The organism is Micromonospora sp. ATCC 39149, from assembly GCF_000158815.1.
In the GTDB taxonomy this organism is placed as follows: Bacteria; Actinomycetota; Actinomycetes; order Mycobacteriales; family Micromonosporaceae; genus Micromonospora.
In genome coordinates this window covers 5,622,055-5,648,489 of record NZ_GG657738.1, presented here as the reverse complement: position 1 = coordinate 5,648,489, position 26,435 = coordinate 5,622,055, and the positions used below count along the sequence as shown (strand labels likewise).

The following is a 26,435-nucleotide window of genomic DNA, read 5'->3' as shown; positions in this document are numbered from 1 at the left end:
CGTCGTGCCCAGCGGCTCCCGGGTGCGGGTGGACTACGCCGACCCGGCCGCCCCGGTGCTCGCCGTGAAGCTCCAGGAGACGTTCGGCTGGGCCGACGCGCCCCGGGTCGCCGGCGGGCGGGTACCGGTGCTGCTGCACCTGCTCTCCCCCGCCGGGCGGCCGGTGGCGGTCACCGCCGATTTGGCGTCGTTCTGGCGCACCGGGTACCCGCAGGTCCGCGCGGAGCTGCGCGGACGCTACCCCCGCCATCCCTGGCCGGAGGACCCGACCACGGCCGAGCCGACCCGCCGGGCGGCCCCCCGCCGCCGCTGACCGGCGCTCGGTCGGCCCGGGCGCGGCGGGGCCGGACCCCGCCATGCTCACAGTCAGTCCTCGGCGACCACGTCGGCGATGACGACGGTGATGTTGTCGGGGCCGCCGGCGCGCAGCGCCAGGTCGATCAGCCGCCGGGCGCACGCCTCCCGGTCCGGGTTGCCGCCCAGCACCTCGGCGAGGGTGTCCGGGCGGACCACGTTGGACAGGCCGTCGCTGCACAGCAGCCAGCGGTCGCCGGCCCGGGGCACCATCGTCGCGTACGCCGGGGAGACCTCCTCCCCCTGCAACGCCTGGGTCACCACGGCCCGGCGGGGATGGCTCGCGGCCTGGTCGGCGGTGATCAGGCCCTGGTCGACGAGCATCTGCACGAAGGTGTCGTCGCGGGTGATCTGCTTGAGCACCCCCTCCCGGTACAGGTAGGCGCGGGAGTCGCCGACGTGGGCCAGGGCGAGGCAGCTTCCGGTGCGGGCGAAGAGCAGGGCGGTCAGGGTGGTGCCCATGCCCTGCCGCTCCGGGTCCTCGCGCACCGCCTGGGCGATCCGCGCGGTCGCCAGCTCGATACCGCTCTGCAGGGCGGCGACCAGGGCGTCCTCGGGTGTGGCCAGGTCCAGGGGACCGACCGCGTCGATCGCGATGCGACTGGCCAGGTCACCGGCGGCCATCCCGCCCATGCCGTCGGCGACGGCGACGAGCCAGGTGCCGGAGTGCAGGGCGTCCTGGTTTCCGCTGCGGATCAGCCCGCGGTCGCTCGCCCCCACGGAACGCAGCTTCAGGGTCATGGCACGCAGCCTGCCAGTTGGAGGGCGCAGTTGTCTCTAGGAGATCGCGACGACGCCGCGTGGCGCGGCGAATCTCACGCGTCGGGCCAGGCCGGTAATCTTATCCAGCCTCCTCAATTGACATGGCAGACACCCGCTGGAAATATCGGAGCGATATTGGGAGCGCTCCCAGAATCGGTTCAGTCTGTCCCCCTGGAAGGAACCCCCGTGACGCCATCCCGACGCCGTCGAGGCCGCCTCGCGGCCCTCGCTGCGGCGACCGCCCTGGCCCTCACCGGCACCACCGCCGGCGTGGCCCACGCCGAGGTCCCCCCGGACGCTCCCGATCAGATCAAGAACGGCGACTTCGGCGAGGGCGTCGCCCCCTGGTTCTCCTACGGCACCGGCCCGCTCGGGGTCACCGACGGCCGGCTCTGCGCCACCGTCCCCGGCGGGCTGGCCAATCCCTGGGACGCCGGGTTCGGCCAGGACGCCGTGCCGCTGACCGCCGGCGCCGAGTACGAGCTGTCCTTCGACGTCTCCGCCACCCCCGGGGCGAACGTCAAGGCCGTGCTCCAGCTCGGTGCCGCCCCCTACACGCAGTACGCCAATGTGGACGCCGCCGCCACCGGCACCAGTCAGCGCTTCACCAAGACGTTCACCGCCGCCGAGAGCAACCCGAGCGCCCAGCTCGTCTTCCAGGTCGGCGGGGCTGCCGCCGAGCAGACCATCTGCCTGGACAACGTCTCGCTGCGCGGCGGCGAGCCGCCGGAGCCGTACGAGCCGGACACCGGGCCCCGGGTGCGGGTGAACCAGGTCGGCTACCTGCCCGGCGGCCCCAAGAACGCCACCGTGGTCACCGAGGCCACCACCCCGTTCGCCTGGCAGCTCCGCTCCGCCGCCGGCGCGGTGGTCGCCAGCGGGCAGAGCACCCCGCGCGGGGTCGACGCGGCCTCCGGGCAGAACGTGCAGACCATCGACTTCTCCGCCTACCGGACCCCGGGCACCGGTTACACGCTCGTCGCCGACGGCGAGACCAGCCACCCGTTCGACATCTCCGGCACGCTCTACGACCGGCTGCGCAGCGACGCCCTCCAGTTCTTCTACATCCAGCGCAGCGGCATCGCCATCGACGGCGACCTGGTCGGCGAGAAGTACGCCCGCGCCGCCGGCCACCTCGGCGTCGCCCCCAACCAGGGCGACACCAGCGTGCCCTGCCAGCCGGGTGTCTGCGACTACTCCCTCGACGTGCGCGGCGGCTGGTACGACGCGGGCGACCACGGCAAGTACGTGGTCAACGGCGGCATCGCCACCTACCAGCTACTGAACACCTTCGAGCGGACCAAGACGGCGGCCACCGCCGACGGCGGCGCGGCGCTGGGCGACAGCACCCTGCGGGTGCCCGAGCGCGGCAACGCCGTGCCGGACGTCCTCGACGAGGCCCGCTGGGAGCTGGAGTTCCTGCTGCGCATGCAGGTGCCGGCCGGCAAGCCGCTGGCCGGGATGGTCCACCACAAGATCCACGACAGGAACTGGACCGGCCTGCCGCTCGACCCAGCCGCCGACCCGCAGCCGCGCGAGCTGCACCCGCCGTCCACGGCGGCCACTCTCAACCTGGCCGCCGTCGCCGCCCAGTGCGCCCGGCTGTTCGCCCCGTACGACGCGGCGTTCGCCACCCGCTGCGGCACCGCCGCGAAAACCGCGTACGCGGCGGCCAAGGCCCACCCGGCGATCTACGCCAGCCCCACCGACGGCACCGGCGGCGGCGCGTACGACGACGCCGACGTCAGCGACGAGTTCTACTGGGCCGCGGCCGAACTGTTCCTGACCACCGGCGAGGCCGCGTACCTGACCGACCTGACCGCCTCGAAGCACCACACCGGCGCGGTCTTCGGCGACCGGGGCTTCAGCTGGCAGGGCGTCGCCGCGCTGGGCCGGCTCGGCCTGGCCACCGTCCCCAATGGCCTGCCGACCGCCGACCGCAACCGGGTGCGTGCCTCGGTGGCCGCCGCCGCCGACCGCTACCTGGAGATCATCGCCAGCCAGCCGTACGGGCTGCCGATGCCCGACGACAAAGACAGCTACTTCTGGGGGGCCAACGGCAACATCGCCAACAACGCGGTCGTGCTGGCCACCGCCTTCGACCTGACCCGGAACGCGAAGTACCGCGACGGAGCCGTGCAGGCGGCGGACTACCTGTTCGGCCGCAACGCGCTCAACATCTCGTACGTCACCGGCTGGGGCGAGCACGCGGCGCACAACCAGCACAGCCGGATGTTCGGCAACCAGTTCGACCCGACCCTGCCGAACCCGCCCGCCGGCTCGCTCGCCGGTGGCGCGAACGCCGGCCTCCAGGACCCGTTCTCGGCGAACAAACTTGCCGGTTGCAAGCCGATGTTCTGCTACATCGACGACATCAACTCGTACTCGACGAACGAGGTCGCGATCAACTGGAACTCGGCGCTGACCTGGCTGGCCTCGTTCCTCGCCGACCAGGACGACGCGGCGGCCGTGCCGGCGCCCACCTGCTCGGTGTCGTACGACAACTACGGCACCTGGCACGGCGGCAACGGGTTCACCGCCCAGGTGACCATCCGCAACACCGGCACCGTCGCGGTGAACGGCTGGACCGCCCGGTTCGCCTTCACCGGTGACCAGAAGGTGCGGGAGGCGTGGATGGCGAAGGTGACCCAGTCCGGGGCCACGGTGACGGCGAAGAACGAGTCGTACAACGCCCGGATCGCCCCGGGCGGCAGCGCGAGCTTCGGCTTCAACGCGACCACGGCCGGCGGCGCGAACCCGGCACCGGGCCTGGTCACGGTCAACGGCTCCGCCTGCACCCTGTCCTGACCCACTGATACGGGTGGCCTCCCCGTGCGGGGAGGCCACCCGCTGTCGGCCACGATCGTCCAGCCCCCGGGCCACGGTCGTGACGGGTCAGCCGATCTCCTCGTCGACGAAGCACCAGCGCCACGCCTCCCCCGGTTGGATCGAACGCATCACCGGGTGACCAACGTCCGCGAAGTGCTTCGACGCGTGCTGGTACGGCGACGAGTCGCAGCAGCCCACGTGCCCGCAGGTCAGGCAGGACCGCAGGTGCACCCAGTCGTCGTTGCCGACGGGCACGCAATCCGGGCACTCCGGTCTGGTACCGAGAGTCTGGCGTGCCCGCCCCCGTCAGGTGCTCGCAGCTCACGAGTCCCCCTCCCGCCGCAGCAGCGACTCCTCCAGGTCCAGGTCGCGGTACGCCTGCACCAGCACCTCCTCCGGTATCCGGCCGGAGTCACGGGCGGCCCGGAACACCTCCCGCTCCGCGTCGATCATCTCCTGCCGCAGCCGACCGTACGCCTGCGACGGCGTTTCCCGCTCGGTGCCGCCGAGCCGCTCCCACGCCAGGTTGGTCCGCTCCGTCGACACCCGGCGCAGCCGCTCCACGACCGCCGTCGGCGCGGACTCGGCCAACTCGTCGAGCCGCTTCCGGGCGGCCCGGCTGGCCTGCTGCTGGACGCCCGCGGCGGAGAGCGCGTCCTGTACCGGGTCGTCCGCCGGCAGCCTCAGCCGGCGCGCCACCGCCGGCAGGGTCGCGCCCTGACCGACCAGCGTCACCACGATCACCGCGAAGGCCAGCCAGATGAACAGCTGCCGGGGGTAGGGCCGGTCCTGCGCGAGGGTCAGCGGCAGGGCCAGCGCGGCGGCCAGGGTGACCACCCCCCGCATCCCGGCCCAGCCGATGACGATGGGGAACTTCGCCGGCGGGGCCGAGTCCCGCTGCCGCACCCTGGGCACCAGGCGGGCCAGGTAGGTGGCCGGGAAGATCCAGACGAACCGGGTCAGGAAGACGGTGACCAGCACCGCCCCGGTGATGGCCGCGAGGAAGCCCAGCGGCTCGTCAAGGTCGCGTACCACCTCGCGCAACTGGAGGCCGACCAGCAGAAAGACCAGCCCCTCCAGCAGGAAGCGAGCCAGCCGCCAGAACGCCCCGATCTGAAGCCGGGAGGCCGCCGACATCAACATCGGCATCTTGTGCCCGATCCCGAGCCCGGTCACCACCACGGCCACCACCCCGGAGGCGTGGATCTCCTCGGCGGCGAAGACGACCGCGAACGGCACGATCAGCGACACCGCGTTGTCCAGCAGCGGATCGGTGATCCGCTTGTGCAGGAACCCGAAGGCCACCACCCCGGCCACGCCGACCAGGATGCCGCCGCCGGTGGCGATCAGCACCTCCCAGGCCACGTCGACGACCCCGACCGAGGTGCCGATCGTCGCCATGGTGGCCACCCGCAGCAGGACCAGCGCGGTGGCGTCGTTGACCAGGCTCTCGCCCTCCAGGATCGTCACCACCCGGCGGGGCAGCCCGATCCGGCGGGCCACGGCGGTGGCCGCGACCGCGTCCGGCGGGGCGACCACCGCGCCGAGGGCCAGGCAGACGGCGAACGGCACCGCCGGCAGCAGCAGGTGCACCACGAGGCCCACGGCGAACGCGGTGAAGATCACCAGCCCGACGGCGAGCAGCAGGATCGGCCGCAGGTTGAGCTTGAACGCCGGCACCGACGTCTCCACGGCCGCCACGTACAGCAGCGGCGGCAGGATGCCCACCAGCACCAGGTCCGGGTCGAGCTGGACCTGGGGGAAGCCCGGCACGAAGGAGAGCGCGAGGCCGACCACCACGAGCAGGATCGGCGCGAGCAGCCCGAGCCTGCGCGCCAGCGCCGCGCCGAGCGTCGCGATGGCGAGGAAGACGACGACCTCGAACAGGGACTCCATGGAATACGAGCCTAGGACCCCACCCGGAGCGCGCCGATCACGCGGCCCGCAGTCTCGGTAACACCTGCGCCCCGAAGGCGTCGATGAAGGCCCGCTGCTCCTGCCCGACGTGGTGCAGGGCGATCTGGTCGAAGCCCAGCTCCAGGTACTCCTGCAGCCAACCGACGTGCCGGCCCAGGTCGGCCGAGACGTTGACCGTCGAGGTGACCCGCCGCATCGGCACGTCGGCGGAGACGGCGTCGAAGTGCTCAACCGTCTCCAGGTCCCAGCAGACCGGCGGGGCGAAGACGTTGCTGCGCCACTGGTCGTACGCGATCGCCTCGGCCTCGGCCTGCTCGGGCGCCCAGCTCACGTGCACCTGTAGGTGCAGCGGGCCCCGGCCCCCGGCGTCGCGGTAGGCGTCGATCATGTCGCGCAGGTGGCCGGTGGGGGCGTTGACGGTGATCAGGCCGTCGGCCCACTGCGCGCACCAGCGGGCGGTTGTCACGCTGACGGCCGCCCCGATCAGCGCCGGCGGCTGCTCGGGGCGGGTCCACAGCCTCGCCCGGTCGACCGTGACGAGGCCGTCGTGGCTGACCTCCTCGCCGGCCAGCAGCGCCCGGATCACGTCGACGCACTCGCGCAGCCGGGCGGCGCGGACGTCCTTGCGGGGCCACGCGTCGCCGGTGATGTGCTCGTTGCTGGCCTCGCCGGTGCCCAGCGCGGCCCAGAACCGGCCCGGGTACATCGCGCCGAGCGTGCCGATGGCCTGGGCGATGATCGCCGGGTGGTACCGCTGGCCGGGCGCGTTGACCACGCCGAAGGGCAGGTTGGTGGCCTGGAGGGCCGCCCCGAGCCAGGACCAGGCGAAACCGGACTGGCCCTGCCGGGCGCTCCACGGGGAGAAGTGGTCCGAGGACATGGCGGCGTCGAAGCCGGCCCGTTCGGCGTGGGTCACCGCCTCCAGCAGCCTGGCCGGGTGGATCTGCTCGTGGGACGCGTGGAAGCCGAACACCGTCATGGGCGCACCTCCTACCCACGCCGGAGTCCGACCAACCCACGCCTGCCCCGCAAGGAAGGGCCCCCTGTTAACGCATTCGGTAGAGCAGGGGACCCTTGTTAACCAGCGCCGACCCAGCGCCCGCCTACTCTGCGTGCGCCCCGGCGCCGGCCGTCGTCTCGCCCCGGCCCACCCAGACGGTCTTGGTGTTGCAGAACTCGCGCATGCCCAGCGCCGACAACTCGCGGCCGTACCCGGAGTTCTTCACACCCCCGAACGGCAACTCGGGGAACGAGGTGGTCATGCCGTTGACGAAGACGTTGCCGGCCTCGAGGTGGGTGGCGAAGCGCTCCTGCTCCTCGGGGTCGGTGGTCCAGGCGTTCGCGCCGAGGCCGAAGGCGGTCCCGTTGGCCACCTCGATCGCCTCGGCGTACGACGACACCCGGTAAAGCCCCGCGACCGGCCCGAACACCTCCTCGGACCACATCCGCATCTCCGGCCGCAGGTCGGTGACCACGGTGGGCGGGTAGAACCAGCCCGCGCCGGCCGGCTTCTCGCCGCCGCAGAGCACGGTGGCACCCCTGCCGACCGCGTCCCGGACCTGGGCGTCGATCTCGTCCCGGCCCTTCTCGCTGGCCAGCGGGCCGACGTCGGTGGCCTGGTCCATGGGGTCGCCTACCCGCAGCGCGGCCATGTTCGCCGCGAAGCGCTCGGCGAACGCGTCGAAGACGTCGGTGTGCACGACGAACCGCTTGGCGGCGATGCAGGACTGGCCGTTGTTCTGGCAGCGGGCGGTGGTGGCGACCTCGGCGGCCCGGTCCAGGTCCGCCGAGGGCATCACCACGAACGGGTCGCTGCCGCCCAACTCCAGCACGGTCTTCTTCAACTCCCGGCCGGCGATCTGGGCGATGGACCTGCCCGCGCCCTCGCTGCCGGTCAGGGTCGCGGCGCGTACCCGGGGGTCGCTGAGGATGCGGTCGACGGCGTCCGAGCCGACGAGCAGGGTCGTGAAGACACCCGCACCGAATCCGGCGCGGCGGAACAGGTCCTCCAGGTACAGGGCGGTCTGCGGCACGTTCGAGGCGTGCTTGAGCAGGACGGTGTTGCCGGCCATCAGGGCCGGCGCGGCGAACCGCATGACCTGCCAGAGCGGGAAGTTCCACGGCATCACCGCCAGCACGGTCCCGATCGGCTGGTACCGGACGAAGGCCCGGCTGGCCTTGACCGACCGGGCGTCGGCGGGTTCGTCGGCAAGCATCCGCTCGGCGTGGGCGGCGTAGAACCGGCACGCCGAGGCGCACTTGACGACCTCGGCTTTCGCGGCGGCGTACGTCTTGCCCATCTCGGTGGTCATTCCCCGGGCGGTCTCGTCGCGTTCGGCGTCGAGCAGGTCGGCGGCGGCGGTCAGCCACCGGCCCCGCTGGGCGACGGTGGTTCGGCGCAGGTCCCGAAACGCCAGGTCGGCCCGCTCGATGGCGGCGTCGACCTGCGCGTCCGACATTGGGTCGTACGACTTGAGCACCTGTCCGGTGGCGGGGTTGGTGGTGGCGATGGACATCTCGTACTCCTGTCACTCGAACAGCGAGTGCCGCGCGCCCGGGGACTCCCGGCGGCGCGCGGCACGGCGGCGCTGGATGACGACCAGGTCGACCGCGGCGACGACGGCGAAGAACGCGCAGACGACGCCGAGCCACACCACGTCGGCCCACACCGCCAGCACGGCGAACAGCGCCATGGTCACGAGCCCGAAGCCGGCGAGCGCGAGGCGAAGGTTCAGCGCGCTGTACGCGTGGCCCACGGTGCCGCGGGCGCGGCGGGGCTGTGATCTCGTCATCCCTGCGGGCTACCCCCAATCGGCCCGGTTAACCGGGCATCGGGTCGCGGTCGAGCCGTATACCACACCCGGGGACGTCTGGGCCGTCGAGCGCCGGAAAGCCGACAGCAGGCCACCGCCCGCGCCGGCCCCGCACGTAGGGTTAGCTGGCTGTCGCACTCCGCCGCAGGACTGGGGAAAGATGCCTCGACGCTGGGTCGCCGCCGTGGCCTGTCTGCTGGCCCTGGTCGCGCTCGCCTGCGAGAGCGGCGGCGAGGCCAGCCCCCGGCCGTCCGGCGGGTCGCCGGCTCCCGGCACGCCGGCCGTGATGGCCGCCCTCGGCGACTCGATCAGCACCGGCTTCGCCTCCTGCCTGATGCTCAGCTCGTGCGAGCGCAACTCGTGGTCCACCGGTGACGGGCTACGGGTGGACAGCCACTACCAGCGACTGGTCGACCGGAACCCGAAGCTGCGCGGCGCGGCCCACAACCACGCCAAGCCGGGCGCGCGGGCCGCAGCGCTGGCCGGGCAGGCCGAGGCGGCGGTCCGCGACCGCGCCGACTACGTGACGGTGCTGATCGGCGCGAACGACGCGTGCCGCGACGACGTCGACGCCATGACGCCGGCGGCGACGTTCCGCAAGCAGGTGGACGAGGGCCTAAGGGTGCTGCGCACGGGCCGCCCCAAGGCGCGGGTGCTGGTGGTCAGCATCCCCGACCTGCACCGGCTCTGGGAGGTCGGGCACACCGACTCCCGGGCGGTGCGGGCGTGGCGGCAGGGGGTGTGCCCGGCGCTGCTGGCCGACGCGACGTCGACCGCGCCGGACGACGTCGCGCGGCGAGCGAAGGTCCGGGACCGCATCGACGCGTACAACGCGCAGTTGAAGTCGGCCTGCCGGGCGTACGGCTCGCGGTGCCGGTACGACGGCGGGGCGGTGCACCGCGTCCGGTTCACCCTCGACCTGGTCAATGCACTGGACTGGTTCCACCCCAACGTCGCCGGTCAGGGCCGGCTGGCCGACGTGACCTGGCGCGCCGCCGGCTTCGACTGACGCGCCCGGAAGCGCCGTCCGCTGACGCGCCCGAAAGCGCCGTCCGCGCCCTTCCCGGGCGGGAGCGTCGCCGATCTCTTCTCACGGCCGCGCCTTCCCGGGCGGGAGCGCCCCACCTGGGCTCACGGCCGCGCCCCCGTCTGGGCAAGGGCGCGGCGGTGACGCGGGCTCAGCGGGGCCGGGGGACACCCCCGGCCGGGCCCATGCTGCGGTAGAGCTGGCGCGACCGCTCGGCGAGGTCCTTGGTCGCCGACGAGTTCGCCCAGGTGCCGAGGATGATCGCGGCGCCGGGAATCACCTTGGCGAAGATTCGCTTCGCCGCCCGCACCCCGGCCATCTGGGCCAGCCGTACGCCCAGCCGGATCATCACCTTGCCCAGCGCGGCCTGCCCGCCGGAGCCGAACAGAGCCCCGGCACGTTCCCGGCCGGCGGCCACGCCCAGCGCCAGCCGGGCGGTCTCGGCCACCTTGTGCACCTTCTGCAACACCAACAGGTCGGTGGCCCGGTCCGGGTGCGTCGGGTCGATCCCGTGGGCCGCCGCGACGTGCAGGACCATCCGCGCCTGGGTCCAGGCCAGCACCCCGACGTCGATCACCGCGCCGGGGAGCCCGGCCGCGCCGGAGACCGCCCCGGAGAGCCGGGCCCGGTTGACGAATCGGCGCACCGCCTGCTCGGCCAGCTCCTCCACCTGAGCGTCGGGCCGCTCCGCCCGCGCGCGGGCCACCCACCGGGCCGCCTCGGGCCCGAGCCGGCGCACCGCCTCCAGGGCCAGGTGCTCCGGGGCGTACTGCGGGTCCTCCCGCATGCGGTCCCAGAGCCGGGCCGGCGGCCCCTCCGGGGCGTCCTCGACGGCGGCCGGCGGGAGCGGCGCCCCCGGCACCTCCGGCGCGACCGGCACCGCCGGCGGCTTCGGCACCGCTGGCGGGACCGGCGTGGAAGCGGCTGGCTGGCCGTCGACGGGGGCGGAATCGGTCACGGAAGCTCCCGGGGGTCGGTGACGGGCGGGTACGGCGGCGTCGGCGCGGTCAGCGCCGGCCGGACAGGCGGGAGGCGAACTGCTTCAGCTTGCTCCGCGTCTCCGGCTTGGCCAGCTCACGGCGGCCCCGGTCCACGAGCTGCTGCCCCTGCGGCGTCCGGAGGAACCGGGTGATCCGCTGCATCAGTGCTGACATGTCGTCCTCCTGTCGGTCGTTCTTCATCATGTGTACCCTGCCGCGACAAACGCCAACCGTCCATTGTGTCCGGTGCGGGGCCCGGCGGACGCCCGCGAGCGAGATCCGGGGGTCACATTCCGGCGGACAGGAACGCGTCGACCACCTCCGCGGCCCGCCACTCGTGCTGCGCGTAGAGGTCCGGGTACGCGGAGATCTGCACGGACTGGGCCGCGACCGTCAGCGGCAGCTCTTCCCAGCCCGGGATCTCCGCCAGGGCGGTAAGGAACTGCCGGGTGGCGAACTCGGGATCCATCAGTTGCCCCACCTCGCCCCAGCCGCTGCTGGCCCGCTGCTGGAACAGCCCGACCGAGTCGTGATCCCAGCCGACGCCCTGGTGCGGGTACTCCTGCGACTCGGGCAGCACCCCGCTGGCGAGGTTGTAGAGGTTACTTTCCTGCATCGCGGTGGCCACCGCGATGACCAGCCCTCGCCGGGGGAAGCCCAGCTCGCGGCCGGTCCGCACGATCACCTTCGCGTTCGCCATCTGGGCCTTCGTCAGGCCGGCCACGGGGGCGGGACCGGCGGGTCGCTTCGGCGCGGTTCGCTTCCGCGCGGCGGAGGGCGTGGCGGTGACCGAGGGCGAGGCGGTGGCGGAGGGCGAGGCGGTGGCGGAGGGCGAGCCGGGGGGCGCGGAGGGGGAGACCGTCGGGGCGGGCGCGCGTTCCAGCGACCGGGCGGCCACCTCGGCCGCCGCGCGCCGGTCCAGCCCCGCGTCGGCGGCGAGGGCACCGGCCCGTCCGGTGTCCGCCGCCTCCTGCCGCGCCTGGGCGAGGGCGGCCAGGGCGAGGCAGCAGACCACACCCACGGCCACCACCGCCCCGGCCCGCCGACCCCGGCCCGCCGGGCCGACCCGCTCGCCGGGGCCGCCGGCCGCCGCCGGCCGTGCCGCCGATCCGTTCGGGGTCGGGAGGTCACGCAGCCACCCGGAGCGGGTACGGATCAGGTCGGCGAGGGAGTTGCGGCGGCCTCCGAGGCGCGCGCCGCTGGCGATGGTGGTGGGTGACCGTTCGGACGATAAGGTAGCGTCCGAACGGTCGGCCACCGCGTCGGGATCGGGCTTGTCGTCGAGGGTGCCGTCGTCACGCATCCGACGAGGCTATGCAGGTCATATCCGGATAACCCAGGCTCATCGGGTGGCCCTCGCCACACCGGCAGGCCCCCAGTCCGGACACCCGGGCACCGGTAGCCCCGAGTCGGCAGGGACGGGGCGAGTCCGGCGAACCTCCGGTACGGGCTGGCCGGCACCCGGCAGGGCGGTGACCGCCCGGAACATCGGGCGCTCCCACCCGGATGCCCTCCCTCCACCGATCGGCCGACCCCGCACCACCGTCCGGCCCAGCACAGGGGGCCACCCGACGAAACGGGGCCGTTGCCTGATTGTGATCATGGATCTCACGCCGGAACGTCCGGCGCAGGAATGCACGAGGATGGCGGGTACGTTTCCCCGAACCGGGAGCCGTGCGCGACACGGCCCCGTACGCGCCATCCCAGGGAGGTCCGCACCGGTGCTCGACCCACACGAGCTCTACGAGCTCTCCGACGATCTACCCGAACTCGGACAGCCGGTCCTGATCCAGGCTCTCACCGGCTTCGTCGATGCCGGAAACGCCACCCGGCTTGCCCGGGAGCAGCTACTCACCTCCCTCGACGCACGCCCGGTCGCCAGTTTCGACGTCGACCAGCTCTACGACTACCGGTCCCGGCGTCCCTCGATGACCTTCGTCGAGGACCACTGGGAGGAGTACGACGCCCCGACGCTGAGGGTGCACCTGCTGAACGACGACGACGAGACCCCGTTCCTGCTGCTCACCGGCCCCGAGCCGGACCTACAGTGGGAGCGGTTCGTGGCCGCCGTCGCGGGGCTGGCCGCCCGGCTCGACGTCCGGCTCACGGTCGGCCTCAACTCGATCCCGATGGCGGTGCCGCACACCCGTCCGACCGGGGTGACCGCGCACGCCACCCGCCGCGAGCTGATCTCCGGGTACGAGCCGTGGCTGCAACGCGTCCAGGTCCCCGGCACTGTGGGGCACCTGCTGGAGTACCGCCTCGGCGAACAGGGCCGCGACGCGCTCGGCTTCGCCGCCCACGTGCCGCACTACGTGGCCCAGGCCGAGTACCCGGCCGCCGCCGAGGTGCTGCTCGCCTCGGTGTCGCGCAGCACCGGCCTGCTGCTACCCCGCGACGGCCTGCGCTCGGCCGCCGAGGTGGTGCGGGTGGAGATCGACCGGCAGGTCGCCCAGACCGAGGACGCCGCCGCCCTGGTGGCGGCGCTGGAGGAGCAGTACGACGCGTTCGCCCGGGGGCGGGGCGAGAACCTGCTGGCCGCCGAGGCCGGCCCGCTGCCGACCGCCGACGAGCTGGGCGCGGAGCTGGAGCGGTTCCTGGCCGAGCAGGGCCGGCCGGGCGACACCCCGGGGAGCTGACCCGGCGGCCGGGGCGGGGATGCGGCAGGCTAGGGGCATGCGCCTGGCGACGTGGAACGTGAACTCGGTGAAGGCCCGCCTGCCCCGCCTGCTCGACTGGCTGGCCACCACCGGCCCCGACGTCGTCTGCCTCCAGGAGACGAAGTGCCCCGACGGGGCGTTCCCGGTGGCCGAGGTCGGCGAGCTTGGCTACACCGTCGCCAGCCACAGCGACGGCCGGTGGAACGGGGTGGCCATCCTGTCCCGGGCCGGGCTGGCCGACGTGACGGTCGGCTTTCCCGGCGAACCGGGCTTCCCGGAGCCGGAGGCCCGGGCCATCTCGGCCACGTGCGCCGGGCTGCGGGTCTGGTCGGTGTACGTGCCCAACGGCCGCGCCCCGGGCGACCCGCACTACGCGTACAAGCTGGCCTGGTTCGCCGCCCTGCGCGACGCGCTGGAGCAGGAGCTGACCGGCGGGCTGCCGCTGGCCGTCTGCGGCGACTTCAACGTCGCCCCGACCGACGCCGACGTGTGGGACCCGGCCCTGTTCGCCACGTCCACCCACGTCACGCCGGCCGAGCGGGACGCCCTCGCGGCCTTGCGCGACCTGGAGCTGAGCGACGTGGTGCCCACCCCGATGAAGGGGCCACACCCGTACACGTACTGGGACTACCGGGCCGGGATGTTCCACCAGAACAAGGGCATGCGGATCGACCTGGTGTACGCGTCCGCGCCCTTCGCCCGCGCGGTCCGCGCCGCGTACGTGGATCGGGAGGCCCGCAAGGGCAAGGCCCCCTCCGACCACGCCCCGGTCGTGGTGGACGCCGACCTGACCCCGGCCGTGGAGACGTTCTGAGTAGGGTGGGGCCATGGCAGTCGTGAAGATCAACGCGATCGACGTTCCCGAAGGCGCGGGCGAGGAGCTGGAGCGGCGGTTCGCCGCCCGGGCCGGCGCGGTGGAGGGCTCTCCCGGGTTCCTCGGGTTCGAGCTGCTGCGCCCGGTCGGCGGCGAGAAGCGTTACTTCGTCTACACCCGGTGGGAGTCGGAGGAGGCGTACCAGGCGTGGGCGGCCGGGCCGTCCCGGGCCGCGCACGCCGGTGGCGAGCAGCGACGCCAGGTCGCCTCCGGCGCGACCCTGCTGGAGTTCGAGGTGGTCCAGCAGGTGCCGGCCCCTGGTGACCAACGGCCCTGAGCCGCCCGGGCGGCCACGCCCTCGGGCCAATCCCTGACCCGCGACCCTCTGGTCACGCCGGCGCGCGCCCCTTTCCGCGGAGGGTCGGCGGGAGGCGAGCCGGGACGCCCACGCACGGCCACTGTCGGCCGTCGGCCCGATCCGCCAACACTGCCGGTGAGCCAAAACAGGTTGCTGGCCCGCCGACCCGTGGCTACGGTGCGGTGATGCCCTCGCCACTTCTCACGGTGACCTTCGACGCCCACGACGCGGTTCACCTTGCGCGGTTCTGGGCCGGGATGCTCGGCCGGGAGGTCGTCGAGGACGCCGCTGGCGCGCTCCTGCCCGGCGACGACACCCAGCTCAGCCTCCGGTTCGTCCCGAGCCAGGCGGAGAAGGTCGGGCCGAACCGCGTGCACCTGCACCTGACCAGCGCCGACCACGACGACCAGCAGCGCCTGGTGACGACAGCGCTGGGCCTCGGCGCGGACCACCTCGACATCGGGCAGCGCCCCGAGGAGGGGCATGTCGTGCTGGCCGACCCCGAGGGCAACGAGTTCTGCGTGATCGAACCGGGCAACGGCTTCCTCGCCGGGTGTGGCCTGCTCGGGGAACTCGCCTGCGACGGCACCCGCGAGGTCGGTCTCTTCTGGAGCGAGGCGCTCGGCTGGCCGCTGGTGTGGGACCAGAACGAGGAGACCGCGGTCCAGTCACCGCACGGCGGCACGAAGGTCGCGTGGGGAGGCCCGCCCGTGGCCCCGAAGGAGGCACGGAACCGGCAGCGCTTCGACCTCGCCCCGCCCGGTGGCGACCAGCACGCGGAGGTCGACCGGCTGATCGCACTCGGGGCCACCCGGCTGGAAACCGCTGCGGACGGTGCCGTCGTGCTGGCCGATCCCGACGGCAACGAGTTCAGCGTCACGACGAACTGACCGCCGACGACGAGGTGTGTGTCGCGCGGTGGTCACGGGAGGCGCGTCGGGGTTGATCTCGACGAGGAGGTGAACCTCTTGATCCCCTGGGGTGGGCGGGGTCAGGGATGGGGGCTGAGCAGGGAGGCGAACGCGATGACGTTGTCGGCGTAGCCGGTCCGGCCGCCGACCCACGCGCCGCCGCAGGTGATCAGCCGCAGCCCCGGTGGCCCGTCGTCGCCGTACACCCGGTCGGCAGGCAGGTCGTCCTTGCCGAAGTGTTCCACCGAGTCCACCGCGAAGACCGCCACGCTGCCGTCGGCGCGGGTCACCTCGATTCGGTCGCCGGCCCGCAGCTTGTCCAGGTCGTAGAAGACGGCCGGGCCGTCGCGGGTGTCCACGTGCCCGACGATGACGGCCCTGCCCGGCTCGCCGGGGATCACGCTGCGGTCGTACCAGCCGGTCTCGTCGGCGGCGCTCAGCGGCGGCACGGCGATCGACCCGTCGGCGGCCTGCCCGACCGGGCCGACCGACGCGGACACCCGGATCGCGGGCACCCGGAGGCTGACCGGGCGGCCGACGGCCGGGCGGGGCGCGTCGTCGACGGCGGCGGGCCGGCCCGCCGGGCGGGCCACCCATTCCAGCGGCCCCGCCGCGCGGCCGAGGCCCGCGCCGATGGTGAAGACGCCGAGCAGCACCAGAACCACCGCCGCCGGCACCGACCAGGACCGGCGACGACCGTCCGCCGGGGCAGACCGAGACCGGGCGGTACGCGGGGACGCCACGGCTCGCACGCTGTGCGCGGACCCCACGGCTCGCACGCTGTGCGGGGACGCCACGGCCGGCCTCAGCGGCGGTTCCCGCTGCGACGGGACCGGGGTCGACGGGCCGTGGCCACGCCGATCGTCACCCCGGCCACGGTCAGCGCCACACCGCCGGGCAGCAGCAGCCCGTCCGTGGCGCCCCGGCCGGTGCCGCCGAAGCCGGTGTTCGGCCCCCGGCTGGGGTGATGGGTCGGCGGGTGCCTCGGCTGGCGGGTGGTGGGCGGGGGTTGCTTCTTCACCACCTGGAGCATCGTGGTCGCGGTCTCCCCGCCCCGGCATTCGAGCTTGACCCGGTAGTTGCCCGGCCAGATGCGCTCGCGGACCATCGGAGCGCCGATGAGCAGGCCTCGCTGCGGGTGCACGGCGACCCGACCGAAGGCGTCGGAGACCACGATGGCCGGCACGGAGTTGTCGTGGCAACTCGCCCGGATGCCGACGAGGTGGCCGGGCTGCACGGTGCTGGGGGTGACCTCGACGAAGACGAGCCAGCCGGGCTGCTGCCCACCGGGCGGGCCGGGCAGCGGCTCGCGGGCGGGGACGCCTGCGGGAGCCCCGGCGGCCCGCGCGCCCGCCGCGAGCGGCCCGGCGAGCGCGGCGACGGCGACCGCCAGCGCGACGCCGATCCGCGTGGCTGCCCCCATGACCCCTCCCGGCGCGGTAGTGCGTCGCCGGGCAGCGGCCGCCCGGCCTGCCATACGGGATGAATCCTCTCATCCCCGGCCGTACCTCACATCCGATCCGGCACGATCGTCGTGTTCGCTCGGCGCGATCGTCGCGTAGGCTCGGAGCGCTGTGACCTCCACCGACCCGAACCCCGTCGTGACCGTGCCGCCGCACGCGTCGCGGATCCGCACCTTCCACCCCCGCCGGGGCCGGATGACCGGCCGCCAGGTCGACGCCCTCGACCGGCTCTGGTCGGCGTACGGCCTGACGGTCAGCGAAGACCCCGCCGCGCCCGTGGATCTGGCGGCGCTGTTCGGTCGCCGCGCCCCGATCGTGCTGGAGATCGGGTCGGGGATGGGAGACGCCACGGCCACGATGGCCGCCGACGACCCACGCCGAGACTATCTGGCGGTCGAAGTGCACACGCCCGGAATCGCCAACCTGTTGGGCCTGGTGGAGCGCCTCGGGCTGGGCAACGTTCGGGTCGCCCGGGGCGACGCGCTGGACCTGGTCCGGGCGCTGCCGGACGGGTCGCTGGACGCGGTGCACGTCTTCTTTCCCGACCCGTGGCCGAAGTCGCGGCACCACAAACGGCGGATCATCCAGCCGGCGCACGTGGCGCTGCTGCGTTCCCGGCTGGCGACCGGCGGGACGCTGCACTGCGCCACCGACTGGGCCGAGTACGCCGAGTCGATGCGCGAGACGCTGACCGCCGACCCGGGGCTGGTGGACGTGCACGGCGGGTACGCATCGCGCCCGGCCCACCGGCCGGTCACCAAGTTCGAGCGCCGCGCCCTCACGGCCGGCCGCCCGGTGTTCGACCTGGTCCACCGCCGCGCCTGAGGCGCAAGGAGGGGCCCCTGTTATCGCATTCTGCTGTACAAGGGGCCCCTGCCAACCACCGCCGACCACACCGGCGTCGACCCGGTTGGCGCGAGAGGGCCTGCGGCAGGCACGATGGACGGGCTATGACGCTCACCGCCGCGCTGCCGACAAGCGCCGACCCCGACACCCTCTTCGACGCGTTCGCCGGCTGGGCGAAGGAGCGCGGCCTCGACCTCTACCCCCACCAGGAGGAGGCGGTCATCGAGATCGTCTCCGGCGCGAACGTGATCATGAACACGCCGACCGGCTCGGGCAAGAGCCTGGTGGCGATCGCCGCCCACTTCGCCGCCCTGGCCGACGACCGGACGACCTTCTACACCGCCCCGATCAAGGCCCTGGTGTCGGAGAAGTTCTTCGCCCTCTGCGAGGTCTTCGGCGCCGACAACGTCGGCATGCTCACCGGCGACGCCAGCGTCAACGCCGACGCCCCGATCATCTGCTGCACCGCCGAGATCCTGGCCAATCTCGCGCTGCGCGAGGGCACGCGGGCCGACGTCGGCCAGGTGGTCATGGATGAGTTCCACTTCTACGCCGAGCCGGACCGGGGCTGGGCCTGGCAGGTGCCGATCATCGAGCTGCCGCAGGCGCAGTTCATCCTGATGTCGGCCACCCTGGGCGACACCACCCGCTTCGTCGACGACCTGACCCGGCGCACCGGCCGGCCGACCGCCGTCGTGCGCTCGGCCGAGCGGCCGGTCCCGCTCCTCTTCTCGTACGCGATGACGCCGCTGCACGAGACGCTGGAGGAGCTGCTGGAGACCAAGCAGGCCCCGGTGTACGTCGTGCACTTCACCCAGGCCGCCGCCCTCGAACGCGCCCAGGCGCTGATGAGCGTCAACGTCTGCACCCGGGCCGAGAAGGACCTGATCGCCGAGGCGATCGGGCGGTTCCGGTTCACCTCCGGCTTCGGCAAGACGCTGTCGAGGCTGGTCCGGCACGGCATCGGGGTGCACCACGCCGGCATGCTGCCCAAGTACCGCCGGCTCGTGGAGACCCTCGCCCAGGCCGGCCTACTCAAGGTCATCTGCGGCACGGACACGCTCGGCGTCGGCATCAACGTGCCCATCCGCACCGTGCTGTTCACCGGCCTGAGCAAGTACGACGGCGTGCGTACCCGGCTGCTCAAGAACCGCGAGTTCCACCAGATCGCCGGCCGGGCCGGCCGGGCCGGCTTCGACACCCTCGGTCGGGTCGTCGTGCAGGCCCCCGAGCACGTCATCGAGAACGAGAAGGCCCTCGCCAAGGCTGGCGACGACCCGAAGAAGCGGCGCAAGGTGGTCCGCAAGAAGCCGCCGGAGGGCTCGATCGGCTGGGGCAGGCCCACCTTCGACCGTCTCGTCGAGGCCGAGCCGGAGCCACTGACCTCCAGCTTCCAGGTCAGCCACTCGATGCTGCTCAACGTCATCGGCCGTCCCGGCGACGCGTTCGCCGCGATGCGGCACCTGCTCACCGACAACCACGAGGAACGCGCCGCCCAGCGCCGGCACATCCGCCGGGCCATCGCCATCTACCGGGCGCTGCGGGCCGGCGGGGTGGTCGAGGAGCTGCCCGAGCCGGACGAGACCGGCCGCCGGGCCCGGCTAACCGTCGACCTCCAGCTCGACTTCGCGCTCAACCAGCCGCTGTCGCCGCTCGCCCTGGCCGCCATCGAGCTGCTCGACGTCGAGAGCCCGTCGTACGCCCTCGACGTGCTCTCGGTGATCGAGTCGATCCTCGACGACCCCCGCCAGGTGCTGTCCGCGCAGCAGTTCAAGGCCCGCGGCGAGGCGGTCGCCACGATGAAGGCCGAGGGCATCGAGTACGAGGCCCGCCTCGAACTGCTCGACGAGGTGACCTGGCCCAAGCCCCTCGCGGAGCTGCTGGAGGGCGCGTACGAGATGTACCGGCGGGGGCACCCCTGGGTGGCCGACCACCAGCTCTCCCCCAAGTCCGTCGTCCGGGACATGTACGAGCGGGCGATGACCTTCACCGAGTACGTGCAGTTCTACTCCCTGACCCGCTCCGAGGGCCTCGTGCTGCGCTACCTCGCCGACGCGTACAAGACGCTGCGGCAGACCGTGCCCGAGGACGCCAAGACCGAGGAGCTGATCGACCTCATCGAGTGGTTGCACGAGCTGGTCCGCCAGGTCGACTCCAGCCTCATCGACGAGTGGGAGCGGCTGCGCAACCCGTCCGACGTCGCCGAGGCCGCCGAGGCGCACGCCGCCCTGGACGACAGGCCGCCGGCGGTCACCCGCAACGCCCGGGCGTTCCGGGTGCTGGTGCGCAACGCGCTGTTCCGCCGGGTCGAGCTGGCCGCCCTGCGCCGCTGGGACCTGCTCGGCGAACTCGACGCCGCCGACGGCTGGGACGCCGACGCGTGGGCCGACGCGCTCGGGCCGTACTTCGAGGCGTACGACTCGATCGGGACCGGGCCGGACGCCCGCGGCCCCGCGCTGCTGATGATCGAGCAGGGCCGGGACCGGTGGACGGTCCGGCAGATCCTCGACGACCCGGACGGCGACTACGACTGGCGCATCAGCGCCGAGGTCGACCTGGCCGCCTCCGACGAGGTCGGCGCCGCCGTCGTCCGGGTCACCGACGTCGGCCAGCTCTAGCCGATTCTCGCCGCAGTGGCCGGTCGGGGCGCGGCTGGCACCGAGGTGACTGCCACGTGCACTCGGCGGTCCCTCGTCCTGGCCGGCCCCTGAGGCCCTTCAGCCGAGCGGCCGGCCAGCGCGACGATGATGCCCGCCGGGCCACGGACGCAACAGAGCCGGTAGCTGTCCTCGTACCGCGCGACCTCGCCGACGAGTTCGGCGGAGGTCGTCGAGCCCGACGACCCGGTCCACCCGACGTCCCTCGACCGACATCTCGCCTGTCGTGTTCGGTCTAAGGTTGCGGACGATCACACCGCTGACCAGCGGTCCGCAGAGTTGGTACGAACGGCACCGGGCGGGATCGCCCGATTCGACTCTGCGGTTTCCGAACATTGGCCGTCCGGAGTTAGAGAAGCTCGTCCAGCAGGCGGTAGTAGTACAACCGCTCTTCCGCCGGGACGTCGATAATCACGGGCTCTCCGGAGGCAGGCAGCAGAACGTTGGACGGGGTGTAATCCCCGTGCGCGACGACGAGGTCCTCGACGCGTGGGCGTGTAGCCAGCATCGCAGGATTCGCGCGGTAGCGACGTCGCCCCACCCTTCTTTCCCCTGGGCGATGTCAGACCCGTCGATTAGAATGTATGTACTAAACCAAGTCCTGACCTGGGAGGACTTCCGTGACCGCGCCCACCTCCAGCACCCTCCCGCCCTACGCCACCCTCCTCGGCTTCACCCGGTACGTCGACCGCACCGGGCCCACCAAGGCCAGCTTCGTCGGTGGCCTGCGTAAGCAGCGGGCCAGCCGGCACGGCTTCAACCCGCACGGTCAGTTCGTCAAGGCACTCAAGGCCGACGTCGCCTTCCACACCGGTGGCACGCACCTGGCGCAGGTGGCCGACGCGGTCAAGCCGCGCTGGCAGCCGCTCTACCGGGCGCTCGTGCCGGGCGCGACAACCTGGCTGCGTTCCCTCGGTGAGCCGACCGGCGTCGATCTGGCCCAGACCCGCGACGCCCTGGCCATGCTCGGTGACCTGCCGGTGAAGATCAATCCACACTTCGGCATCCGATACGCCGCCGACGGCCGCGCCGAGGCCGTCCGCCTGCACTTCGACGAGGCCCCGCCCAGCGAGGAGGCGGCCCTGGCCACCCTGCACCTGATGGCCCGGCACATGGACGCGGTCCTGCCGCACGCCGCGCCGGTCCTGGTCGACGTGCGGCGGGGCGTGACCCACCGGATGCCCGACGGCGTCAAGCCCGAGCAGGTCGAGCAGTGGCTGGCCGGCGAGGCCGCCGCGTTCCGCGCGATCTGGTCCACCGCCGCCTGATCCACCCGCCGCCTCCCGACCTCCCGGCCCATCCACCGCCCCGACCTAGATCCGACCGCCTGGAGTCCGACCGCGCCACCTCCCGTGCGACAAGGGAGGTGGCGCGGTCGCGAATGGGGACGGGACCTCAGGTCGTGGGGACGCACTTCTCCAGGGTCGTCGATGATCTTGTTGGCGGCGCCGACGCCGCGGATCCCGTACGGCTAGAACTGCGGGCCCAGCTGGTGGTCGGCCCACACGTACGTCTCGGGCAGCAGCTCGGCAACCGGCACGGCGCGCAGCGCATCCGCCGGGCCGACGATGACCCGGACGGACGGGAAGTAGTCGCGCAGCACCTGCCGGCACCGGCCGCAGGGCGCGATGACGCCCCGGCCCCGATCGCCCACCGCCACGATGGTCTCCAGCTCCGTCTCGCCCTGGGTGGCGGCGGCCCCGATCGCCACCACCTCGGCGCACGGTCCCCCGGTGAAGTGGTAGACGTTCACGCCGGTGAAAACCCGGCCGTCGGCGGTGCGCGCGGCGGCGGCGACGGTATGGTTCTCGCTGCGGCAGCGCAGCTTCGCCACCGCCGTGGCGGCCTGCACCAGCGCCCGGTCGGTGTCTCGCATGCTCATTCCAGGCCCCCGTGGTCGGCGTCGGTCGGCGGTCAACTCTAGACCCCGACCGGCAGGGCCGACCCGGTCCGGCCCCGGGAGCAGGGGATCGCCCAGCCCCCGGTAACCAGGGGGCGGTCCGGCTCACGGCTGCCTATCCTTGGCGACGACATGCAGAATCCAGCCGCTCCCGCCGCAGCCGCCGTGCCCGACATCGCCCGCGAGTTGCACCGCCGCCTGCCCGCCCTGATGTTCCGCGACCAGCGCCGGCTCCAGCGGCGGCTCGACGGCGTGCGGCGGTTGCGCGACCCGCAGCGGCGCGACGCCGCGCTCGCCGAGATCACCGCCGACGTCGCCCGGGCCGAGCAACGGCTCGCCGACCGCCGGGCGGCGGTGCCCGTGATCACGTACCCGGCCGGGCTGCCGGTCAGCGAGCGCAGAGACGACCTGGCCGCCACGATCCGCGACCACCAGGTGGTGATCGTGGCCGGCGAGACCGGCTCCGGCAAGACCACCCAGCTACCCAAGATCTGTCTGGAGCTGGGGCGCGGCGTGCACGGGCTGATCGGGCACACCCAGCCCCGGCGGCTCGCCGCCCGCACGGTCGCCGACCGCATCGCCGAGGAGCTGGGCACCGAGCTGGGCGACGTGGTCGGCTACAAGGTCCGCTTCACCGACCAGGTGAGCGACCGCAGCCTGGTCAAGCTGATGACCGACGGCATCCTGCTCGCCGAGCTGCAGACGGACCGGATGCTGCGCCAGTACGACACGCTGATCATCGACGAGGCGCACGAGCGCAGCCTGAACATCGATTTCATCCTCGGCTACCTGCGGCAGCTCCTGCCCCGCCGCCCCGACCTCAAGGTGGTCATCACCTCGGCGACCATCGAGACGGACCGGTTCGCGAAGCACTTCGCGGACGCCGAGGGCCGGCCCGCGCCGGTGGTCGAGGTGTCCGGGCGGACGTACCCGGTCGAGGTGCGGTACCGGCCGCTGGTCGAGGTCACCGATGCCGACGACGAGAACGGCGACGACGAGAACGTCCGCGACCAGATCCAGGCGATCGGCGACGCGGTCGAGGAACTGGCCGCCGAGGGGCCGGGCGACATCCTGGTCTTCCTCTCCGGCGAGCGGGAGATCCGGGACACCGCCGACGCGCTGGGCAAGCTGGTCGGGTCCCGGCGGTCGCTGCTGGGCACCGAGATCCTGCCGCTGTACGCCCGGCTGTCGGCCGCCGAACAGCACCGGGTGTTCGCCCCGCACACCGCGCGGCGGGTGGTGCTCGCCACCAACGTCGCGGAGACCTCGCTGACCGTTCCCGGCATCAAGTACGTGGTGGACCCGGGCACCGCCCGGATCTCCCGCTACTCCAGTCGGCTCAAGGTGCAGCGGCTGCCCATCGAGCCGGTGTCGCAGGCGTCGGCCAACCAGCGCAAGGGCCGCTGCGGGCGCACCTCGGACGGCATCTGCGTACGCCTCTACGACGAGCAGGACTTCGCCGCCCGTCCGGAGTTCACCGACCCGGAGATCCTGCGCACCAACCTCGCCTCGGTCATCCTCCAGATGACCTCGATCGGGCTGGGTGACGTGGCGGCGTTCCCGTTCATCGACCCGCCGGACCGGCGCAACATCGCCGACGGGGTGAACCTGCTGCACGAGCTGGGCGCGCTGGATCCGACGGAGACCGACCCGGCGAAGCGGCTCACCCCGCTGGGCCGGCGGCTGGCCCAACTCCCGGTCGACCCCCGGTTGGCCCGGATGGTCCTGGAGGGCGAGCGCAACGGCTGCGCCACCGAAGTGATCGTGATCGCCGCCGCGTTGTCCATCCAGGACCCGCGCGAGCGGCCGGCGGAGAAGCAGGCCCAGGCCGACCAGGCGCACGCGAGGTTCGCCGACAAAGAGTCGGACTTCGTCGCGTACCTGAACCTGTGGCGGTACCTGCGCGAGCAGCAGCGGGAGCTGTCGTCCAGCGCGTTCCGCCGGATGTGCCGGGCCGAGTACCTCAACTACCTGCGGGTACGCGAGTGGCAGGACATCGTCAGTCAGGTGCGCCAGGTCCTGCGTACGGCGGAAAAGGGTGACGGCCGGCGCGGGGCCGGCGCGGACCTGCCGGAGGAGATCGACACCCCGAGGGTGCACCAGTCGCTGCTGCCGGGCCTGCTGTCCCACATCGGGCTCAAGGACCCGCAGAAGCACGAGTACCTCGGGGCGCGGGGGGCGAAGTTCGCCCTGTTCCCCGGCTCGGCACTGTTCCGCAAGCCGCCGCGCTGGGTGATGGCCGCGGAGCTGGTGGAGACCTCCCGGCTGTGGGGGCGGGTCGCCGGCCGGGTCGAGCCGGAGTGGGTCGAGCCGCTCGCGCAGCACCTGGTCAAGCGCAGCTACAGCGAGCCGCACTGGGAGAAGAAGCAGGCGGCGGTGCTGGCCTACGAGAAGGTCACCCTGTACGGCGTTCCGCTGGTCACCGGCCGGAAGGTCAACTTCGGACAGATCGACCCGGCGCTGTCGCGTGAGCTGTTCATCCGGCACGCCCTCGTCGAGGGCGACTGGTCCACCCACCACCAGTTCTGGCGGGACAACCAGAAGCTGCTCACCGAGATCGAGGAGCTGGAGAACCGGGCCCGGCGGCGGGACATCCTGGTCGACGACGAGACGATCTTCGCCTTCTACGACGAGCGGATCCCGGCCGACGTGGTCTCCGGCCGGCACTTCGACGCCTGGTGGAAGCAGACCCGCAGGGAGCGGCCCGACCTGCTCACCTTCACCCGGGAGCTGCTGGTCAACGCCGGCCGGGGCGGGGTCGACGAGGCCGACTACCCCGACGAGTGGCGGGCCGACGGTGTCACCCTGCCGCTGACGTACACCTTCGACCCGGGCACCCCGACCGACGGGGTGACCGTCGACATCCCGCTGCCGCTGCTCAACCAGGTGCCGGCGGAGAGCTTCGACTGGCAGGTCCCCGGGCTGCGCGAGGAACTGGTGATCGCGCTGATCCGGTCGCTGCCCAAGCCGATCCGGCGCAACTTCGTCCCGGTCCCCGACTACGCCCGGGCCGCGCTCGCGGCGATCACCCCCGGGCAGGAGCCGCTGCTGGACGCGCTGACCCGGCAGCTACGCCGGATGACCGGGGTGACCGTGCCCCGGGACGCCTGGGAGCCGGGGAAGCTCCCCGCCCACCTGCGGGTCAGCTTCCGGGTGCTCGACGAGGAGAACAAGCCGGTCGCCGAGGGCAAGGACCTGCCGGCGTTGCAACGCCAGCTCCGCCAGGAGGTACGCCAGGTGGTGGCCGCCGCCGCCCCGGACGTGGCCCGCACCGGGCTGACCGAGTGGAGCATCGGCACCCTGCCGCGCACCATCGAACAGGTCCGCGCCGGGTACGCGGTGACCGCGTACCCGGCGCTGGTCGACGAGGGGACCACGGTCGGGGTGAAGGTCTTCGACTCCGAGGCCGAGCAGGCCGCCGCGCACTGGGCGGGCACCCGTCGGCTGCTGCGGCTGACCGTGCCGTCGCCGGCGAAGTTCCTCCAGGGGCGGCTGTCCAACGAGGCGAAGCTGGCGCTGAGCCGCAACCCGCACGGCGGCGTGCAGGAGCTGATCGCCGACGCGGCCGGGGCGGCGATCGACAAGCTGATCGCCGACACGGGCGGTCCGGCCTGGGACGCCGAGGGCTTCGCCGCCCTACGGGAGCGGGTCCGCGCCGACCTGGTGGACACCGTCGTCGAGGTGATGGGCCGGGTGCGGCAGGTGCTCGCCGCCGCGTACGCCGTCGAGCAGCGCCTCGGCAAGACCCAGAACCTGGCCGTGGTGGCCGCCCTGGCCGACATCCGGGCGCAACTGTCGGGTCTGGTGCACAAGGGGTTCGTCACCGAGACCGGGTACGCCCGCCTGCCCGACCTGCTGCGCTACCTGACCGCGATCGAGCGGCGGCTGGACCGGCTGCCGGGCAACCCGCAGCGGGACCGCCAGCAGCAGGACCGGATCGCCGCCGTGCAGAAGGAGTACGCCGACCTGCTCGCCGCGCTGCCGCCGAGCCGGCGGCGGTCGGCGGCGGTGCGGCAGATCCGCTGGATGATCGAGGAGTTGCGGGTCAACGTGTTCGCCCAGGCCCTTGGCACCCCGTACCCGGTGTCGGAGCAGCGGATCTACCGGGCGATGGACGAGGCCGAGGGACGCTGAGCCCTCGGCC

23 protein-coding genes are annotated in these 26,435 nt (G+C 73.1%); 11 read left to right on the top strand and 12 right to left on the bottom strand.

The genetic code is table 11. The annotated features are described in order from the left end of the window. On the top strand, nucleotides 1–313 hold a 313-nt coding region (locus MCAG_RS24740), incomplete at its 5' end, for an ATP-dependent helicase C-terminal domain-containing protein (RefSeq protein ID WP_304412202.1). 53 nt (nucleotides 314–366) lie between these two features. Here the strand turns inward: MCAG_RS24740 and MCAG_RS24735 are convergent. Next, nucleotides 367–1,095 (bottom strand): PP2C family serine/threonine-protein phosphatase, encoded by a 729-nt coding sequence (locus MCAG_RS24735; RefSeq protein ID WP_007075691.1) that lies wholly within the window; start codon nucleotides 1,093–1,095, stop codon nucleotides 367–369. 207 nt (nucleotides 1,096–1,302) lie between these two features. On the opposite strand from MCAG_RS24735, the gene MCAG_RS24730 reads away from it, so the two are divergent. After that, complete coding sequence (locus MCAG_RS24730) at nucleotides 1,303–3,924, top strand: glycoside hydrolase family 9 protein (protein WP_007075690.1); 2,622 nt, start codon at nucleotides 1,303–1,305, stop codon at nucleotides 3,922–3,924. Between the two features lie 87 nt (nucleotides 3,925–4,011). Here the strand turns inward: MCAG_RS24730 and MCAG_RS24725 are convergent, their stop codons facing one another. The 5 genes from MCAG_RS24725 to MCAG_RS24705 all read right to left on the bottom strand — a co-directional run bounded on the left by MCAG_RS24725 (nucleotide 4,012) and on the right by MCAG_RS24705 (nucleotide 8,654). After that, nucleotides 4,012–4,200 carry a UBP-type zinc finger domain-containing protein gene (locus MCAG_RS24725; protein WP_083802341.1) on the bottom strand — a complete coding sequence of 63 codons (189 nt, stop codon included), beginning with the start codon at nucleotides 4,198–4,200 and terminating at the stop codon, nucleotides 4,012–4,014. A 66-nt stretch (nucleotides 4,201–4,266) separates the two neighbouring features. Continuing rightward, on the bottom strand, nucleotides 4,267–5,841 hold the full coding sequence (locus MCAG_RS24720; RefSeq protein ID WP_007075689.1) for a Na+/H+ antiporter: 1,575 nt from the start codon (nucleotides 5,839–5,841) through the stop codon (nucleotides 4,267–4,269). 37 nt (nucleotides 5,842–5,878) lie between these two features. After that, a complete protein-coding gene (locus MCAG_RS24715; protein ID WP_007075688.1) occupies nucleotides 5,879–6,841 on the bottom strand; it encodes a TIGR03885 family FMN-dependent LLM class oxidoreductase in 963 nt (320 codons plus the stop codon). Nucleotides 6,842–6,965: 124 nt separating this feature from the next. Further along, nucleotides 6,966–8,378 carry an NADP-dependent succinic semialdehyde dehydrogenase gene (locus MCAG_RS24710; protein WP_007075687.1) on the bottom strand — a complete coding sequence of 471 codons (1,413 nt, stop codon included), beginning with the start codon at nucleotides 8,376–8,378 and terminating at the stop codon, nucleotides 6,966–6,968. Nucleotides 8,379–8,390: 12 nt separating this feature from the next. Further along, complete coding sequence (locus MCAG_RS24705) at nucleotides 8,391–8,654, bottom strand: DUF6343 family protein (protein ID WP_036375103.1); 264 nt, start codon at nucleotides 8,652–8,654, stop codon at nucleotides 8,391–8,393. Nucleotides 8,655–8,835: 181 nt separating this feature from the next. On the opposite strand from MCAG_RS24705, the gene MCAG_RS24700 reads away from it, so the two are divergent. Beyond that, a complete protein-coding gene (locus MCAG_RS24700; protein ID WP_007075686.1) occupies nucleotides 8,836–9,684 on the top strand; it encodes a GDSL-type esterase/lipase family protein in 849 nt (282 codons plus the stop codon). Between the two features lie 169 nt (nucleotides 9,685–9,853). On the opposite strand, the gene MCAG_RS24695 is transcribed toward MCAG_RS24700, so the two are convergent. The 3 genes from MCAG_RS24695 to MCAG_RS32840 all read right to left on the bottom strand — a co-directional run bounded on the left by MCAG_RS24695 (nucleotide 9,854) and on the right by MCAG_RS32840 (nucleotide 11,985). Next, nucleotides 9,854–10,660: an EcsC family protein gene (locus MCAG_RS24695; protein WP_007075685.1), complete on the bottom strand. Its 807-nt coding sequence runs from the start codon at nucleotides 10,658–10,660 to the stop codon at nucleotides 9,854–9,856. 49 nt (nucleotides 10,661–10,709) lie between these two features. After that, nucleotides 10,710–10,883: a hypothetical protein gene (locus MCAG_RS33920; RefSeq protein ID WP_198141800.1), complete on the bottom strand. Its 174-nt coding sequence runs from the start codon at nucleotides 10,881–10,883 to the stop codon at nucleotides 10,710–10,712. A gap of 85 nt (nucleotides 10,884–10,968) precedes the next feature. Then, the gene (locus MCAG_RS32840) at nucleotides 10,969–11,985 is read right to left on the bottom strand and encodes a hypothetical protein (RefSeq protein ID WP_007075684.1); all 1,017 of its coding nucleotides are present in this window, start codon (nucleotides 11,983–11,985) and stop codon (nucleotides 10,969–10,971) included. A 418-nt stretch (nucleotides 11,986–12,403) separates the two neighbouring features. On the opposite strand from MCAG_RS32840, the gene MCAG_RS24685 reads away from it, so the two are divergent. The 4 genes from MCAG_RS24685 to MCAG_RS24670 all read left to right on the top strand — a co-directional run bounded on the left by MCAG_RS24685 (nucleotide 12,404) and on the right by MCAG_RS24670 (nucleotide 15,404). After that, entirely contained in the window at nucleotides 12,404–13,321 is a 918-nt protein-coding gene (locus tag MCAG_RS24685) for a proteasome assembly chaperone family protein (RefSeq protein ID WP_007075683.1), read from the top strand. A gap of 37 nt (nucleotides 13,322–13,358) precedes the next feature. Next, nucleotides 13,359–14,156: an exodeoxyribonuclease III gene (locus tag MCAG_RS24680; RefSeq protein ID WP_036375100.1), complete on the top strand. Its 798-nt coding sequence runs from the start codon at nucleotides 13,359–13,361 to the stop codon at nucleotides 14,154–14,156. 13 nt (nucleotides 14,157–14,169) lie between these two features. Beyond that, nucleotides 14,170–14,493, top strand: a complete 324-nt coding sequence (locus MCAG_RS24675) for an antibiotic biosynthesis monooxygenase (protein WP_007075681.1) — start codon at nucleotides 14,170–14,172, stop codon at nucleotides 14,491–14,493. A 206-nt stretch (nucleotides 14,494–14,699) separates the two neighbouring features. Next, nucleotides 14,700–15,404: a VOC family protein gene (locus tag MCAG_RS24670; RefSeq protein ID WP_157548211.1), complete on the top strand. Its 705-nt coding sequence runs from the start codon at nucleotides 14,700–14,702 to the stop codon at nucleotides 15,402–15,404. 101 nt (nucleotides 15,405–15,505) lie between these two features. Here the strand turns inward: MCAG_RS24670 and MCAG_RS24665 are convergent, their stop codons facing one another. Next, nucleotides 15,506–16,168 carry a class F sortase gene (locus tag MCAG_RS24665; protein WP_007075679.1) on the bottom strand — a complete coding sequence of 221 codons (663 nt, stop codon included), beginning with the start codon at nucleotides 16,166–16,168 and terminating at the stop codon, nucleotides 15,506–15,508. A gap of 62 nt (nucleotides 16,169–16,230) precedes the next feature. Next, complete coding sequence (locus MCAG_RS24660) at nucleotides 16,231–16,848, bottom strand: hypothetical protein (RefSeq protein ID WP_036375097.1); 618 nt, start codon at nucleotides 16,846–16,848, stop codon at nucleotides 16,231–16,233. Between the two features lie 151 nt (nucleotides 16,849–16,999). On the opposite strand from MCAG_RS24660, the gene trmB reads away from it, so the two are divergent. The 3 genes from trmB to MCAG_RS24645 all read left to right on the top strand — a co-directional run bounded on the left by trmB (nucleotide 17,000) and on the right by MCAG_RS24645 (nucleotide 21,659). After that, nucleotides 17,000–17,713: a tRNA (guanosine(46)-N7)-methyltransferase TrmB gene (gene trmB / locus MCAG_RS24655; protein ID WP_007075677.1), complete on the top strand. Its 714-nt coding sequence runs from the start codon at nucleotides 17,000–17,002 to the stop codon at nucleotides 17,711–17,713. Nucleotides 17,714–17,838: 125 nt separating this feature from the next. Further along, a complete protein-coding gene (locus MCAG_RS24650; protein ID WP_036375095.1) occupies nucleotides 17,839–20,352 on the top strand; it encodes an RNA helicase in 2,514 nt (837 codons plus the stop codon). Between the two features lie 659 nt (nucleotides 20,353–21,011). Further along, complete coding sequence (locus tag MCAG_RS24645; protein ID WP_007075674.1) at nucleotides 21,012–21,659, top strand: hypothetical protein; 648 nt, start codon at nucleotides 21,012–21,014, stop codon at nucleotides 21,657–21,659. A 203-nt stretch (nucleotides 21,660–21,862) separates the two neighbouring features. Here the strand turns inward: MCAG_RS24645 and MCAG_RS24640 are convergent, their stop codons facing one another. Then, on the bottom strand, nucleotides 21,863–22,267 hold the full coding sequence (locus tag MCAG_RS24640; protein WP_232290270.1) for a cytidine deaminase: 405 nt from the start codon (nucleotides 22,265–22,267) through the stop codon (nucleotides 21,863–21,865). Nucleotides 22,268–22,423: 156 nt separating this feature from the next. Here MCAG_RS24640 and hrpA point away from each other — a divergent pair, with 156 nt between their 5' ends. Further along, nucleotides 22,424–26,425: an ATP-dependent RNA helicase HrpA gene (hrpA, locus tag MCAG_RS24635; RefSeq protein WP_007075672.1), complete on the top strand. Its 4,002-nt coding sequence runs from the start codon at nucleotides 22,424–22,426 to the stop codon at nucleotides 26,423–26,425. Nucleotides 26,426–26,435: the final 10 nt, after the last annotated feature.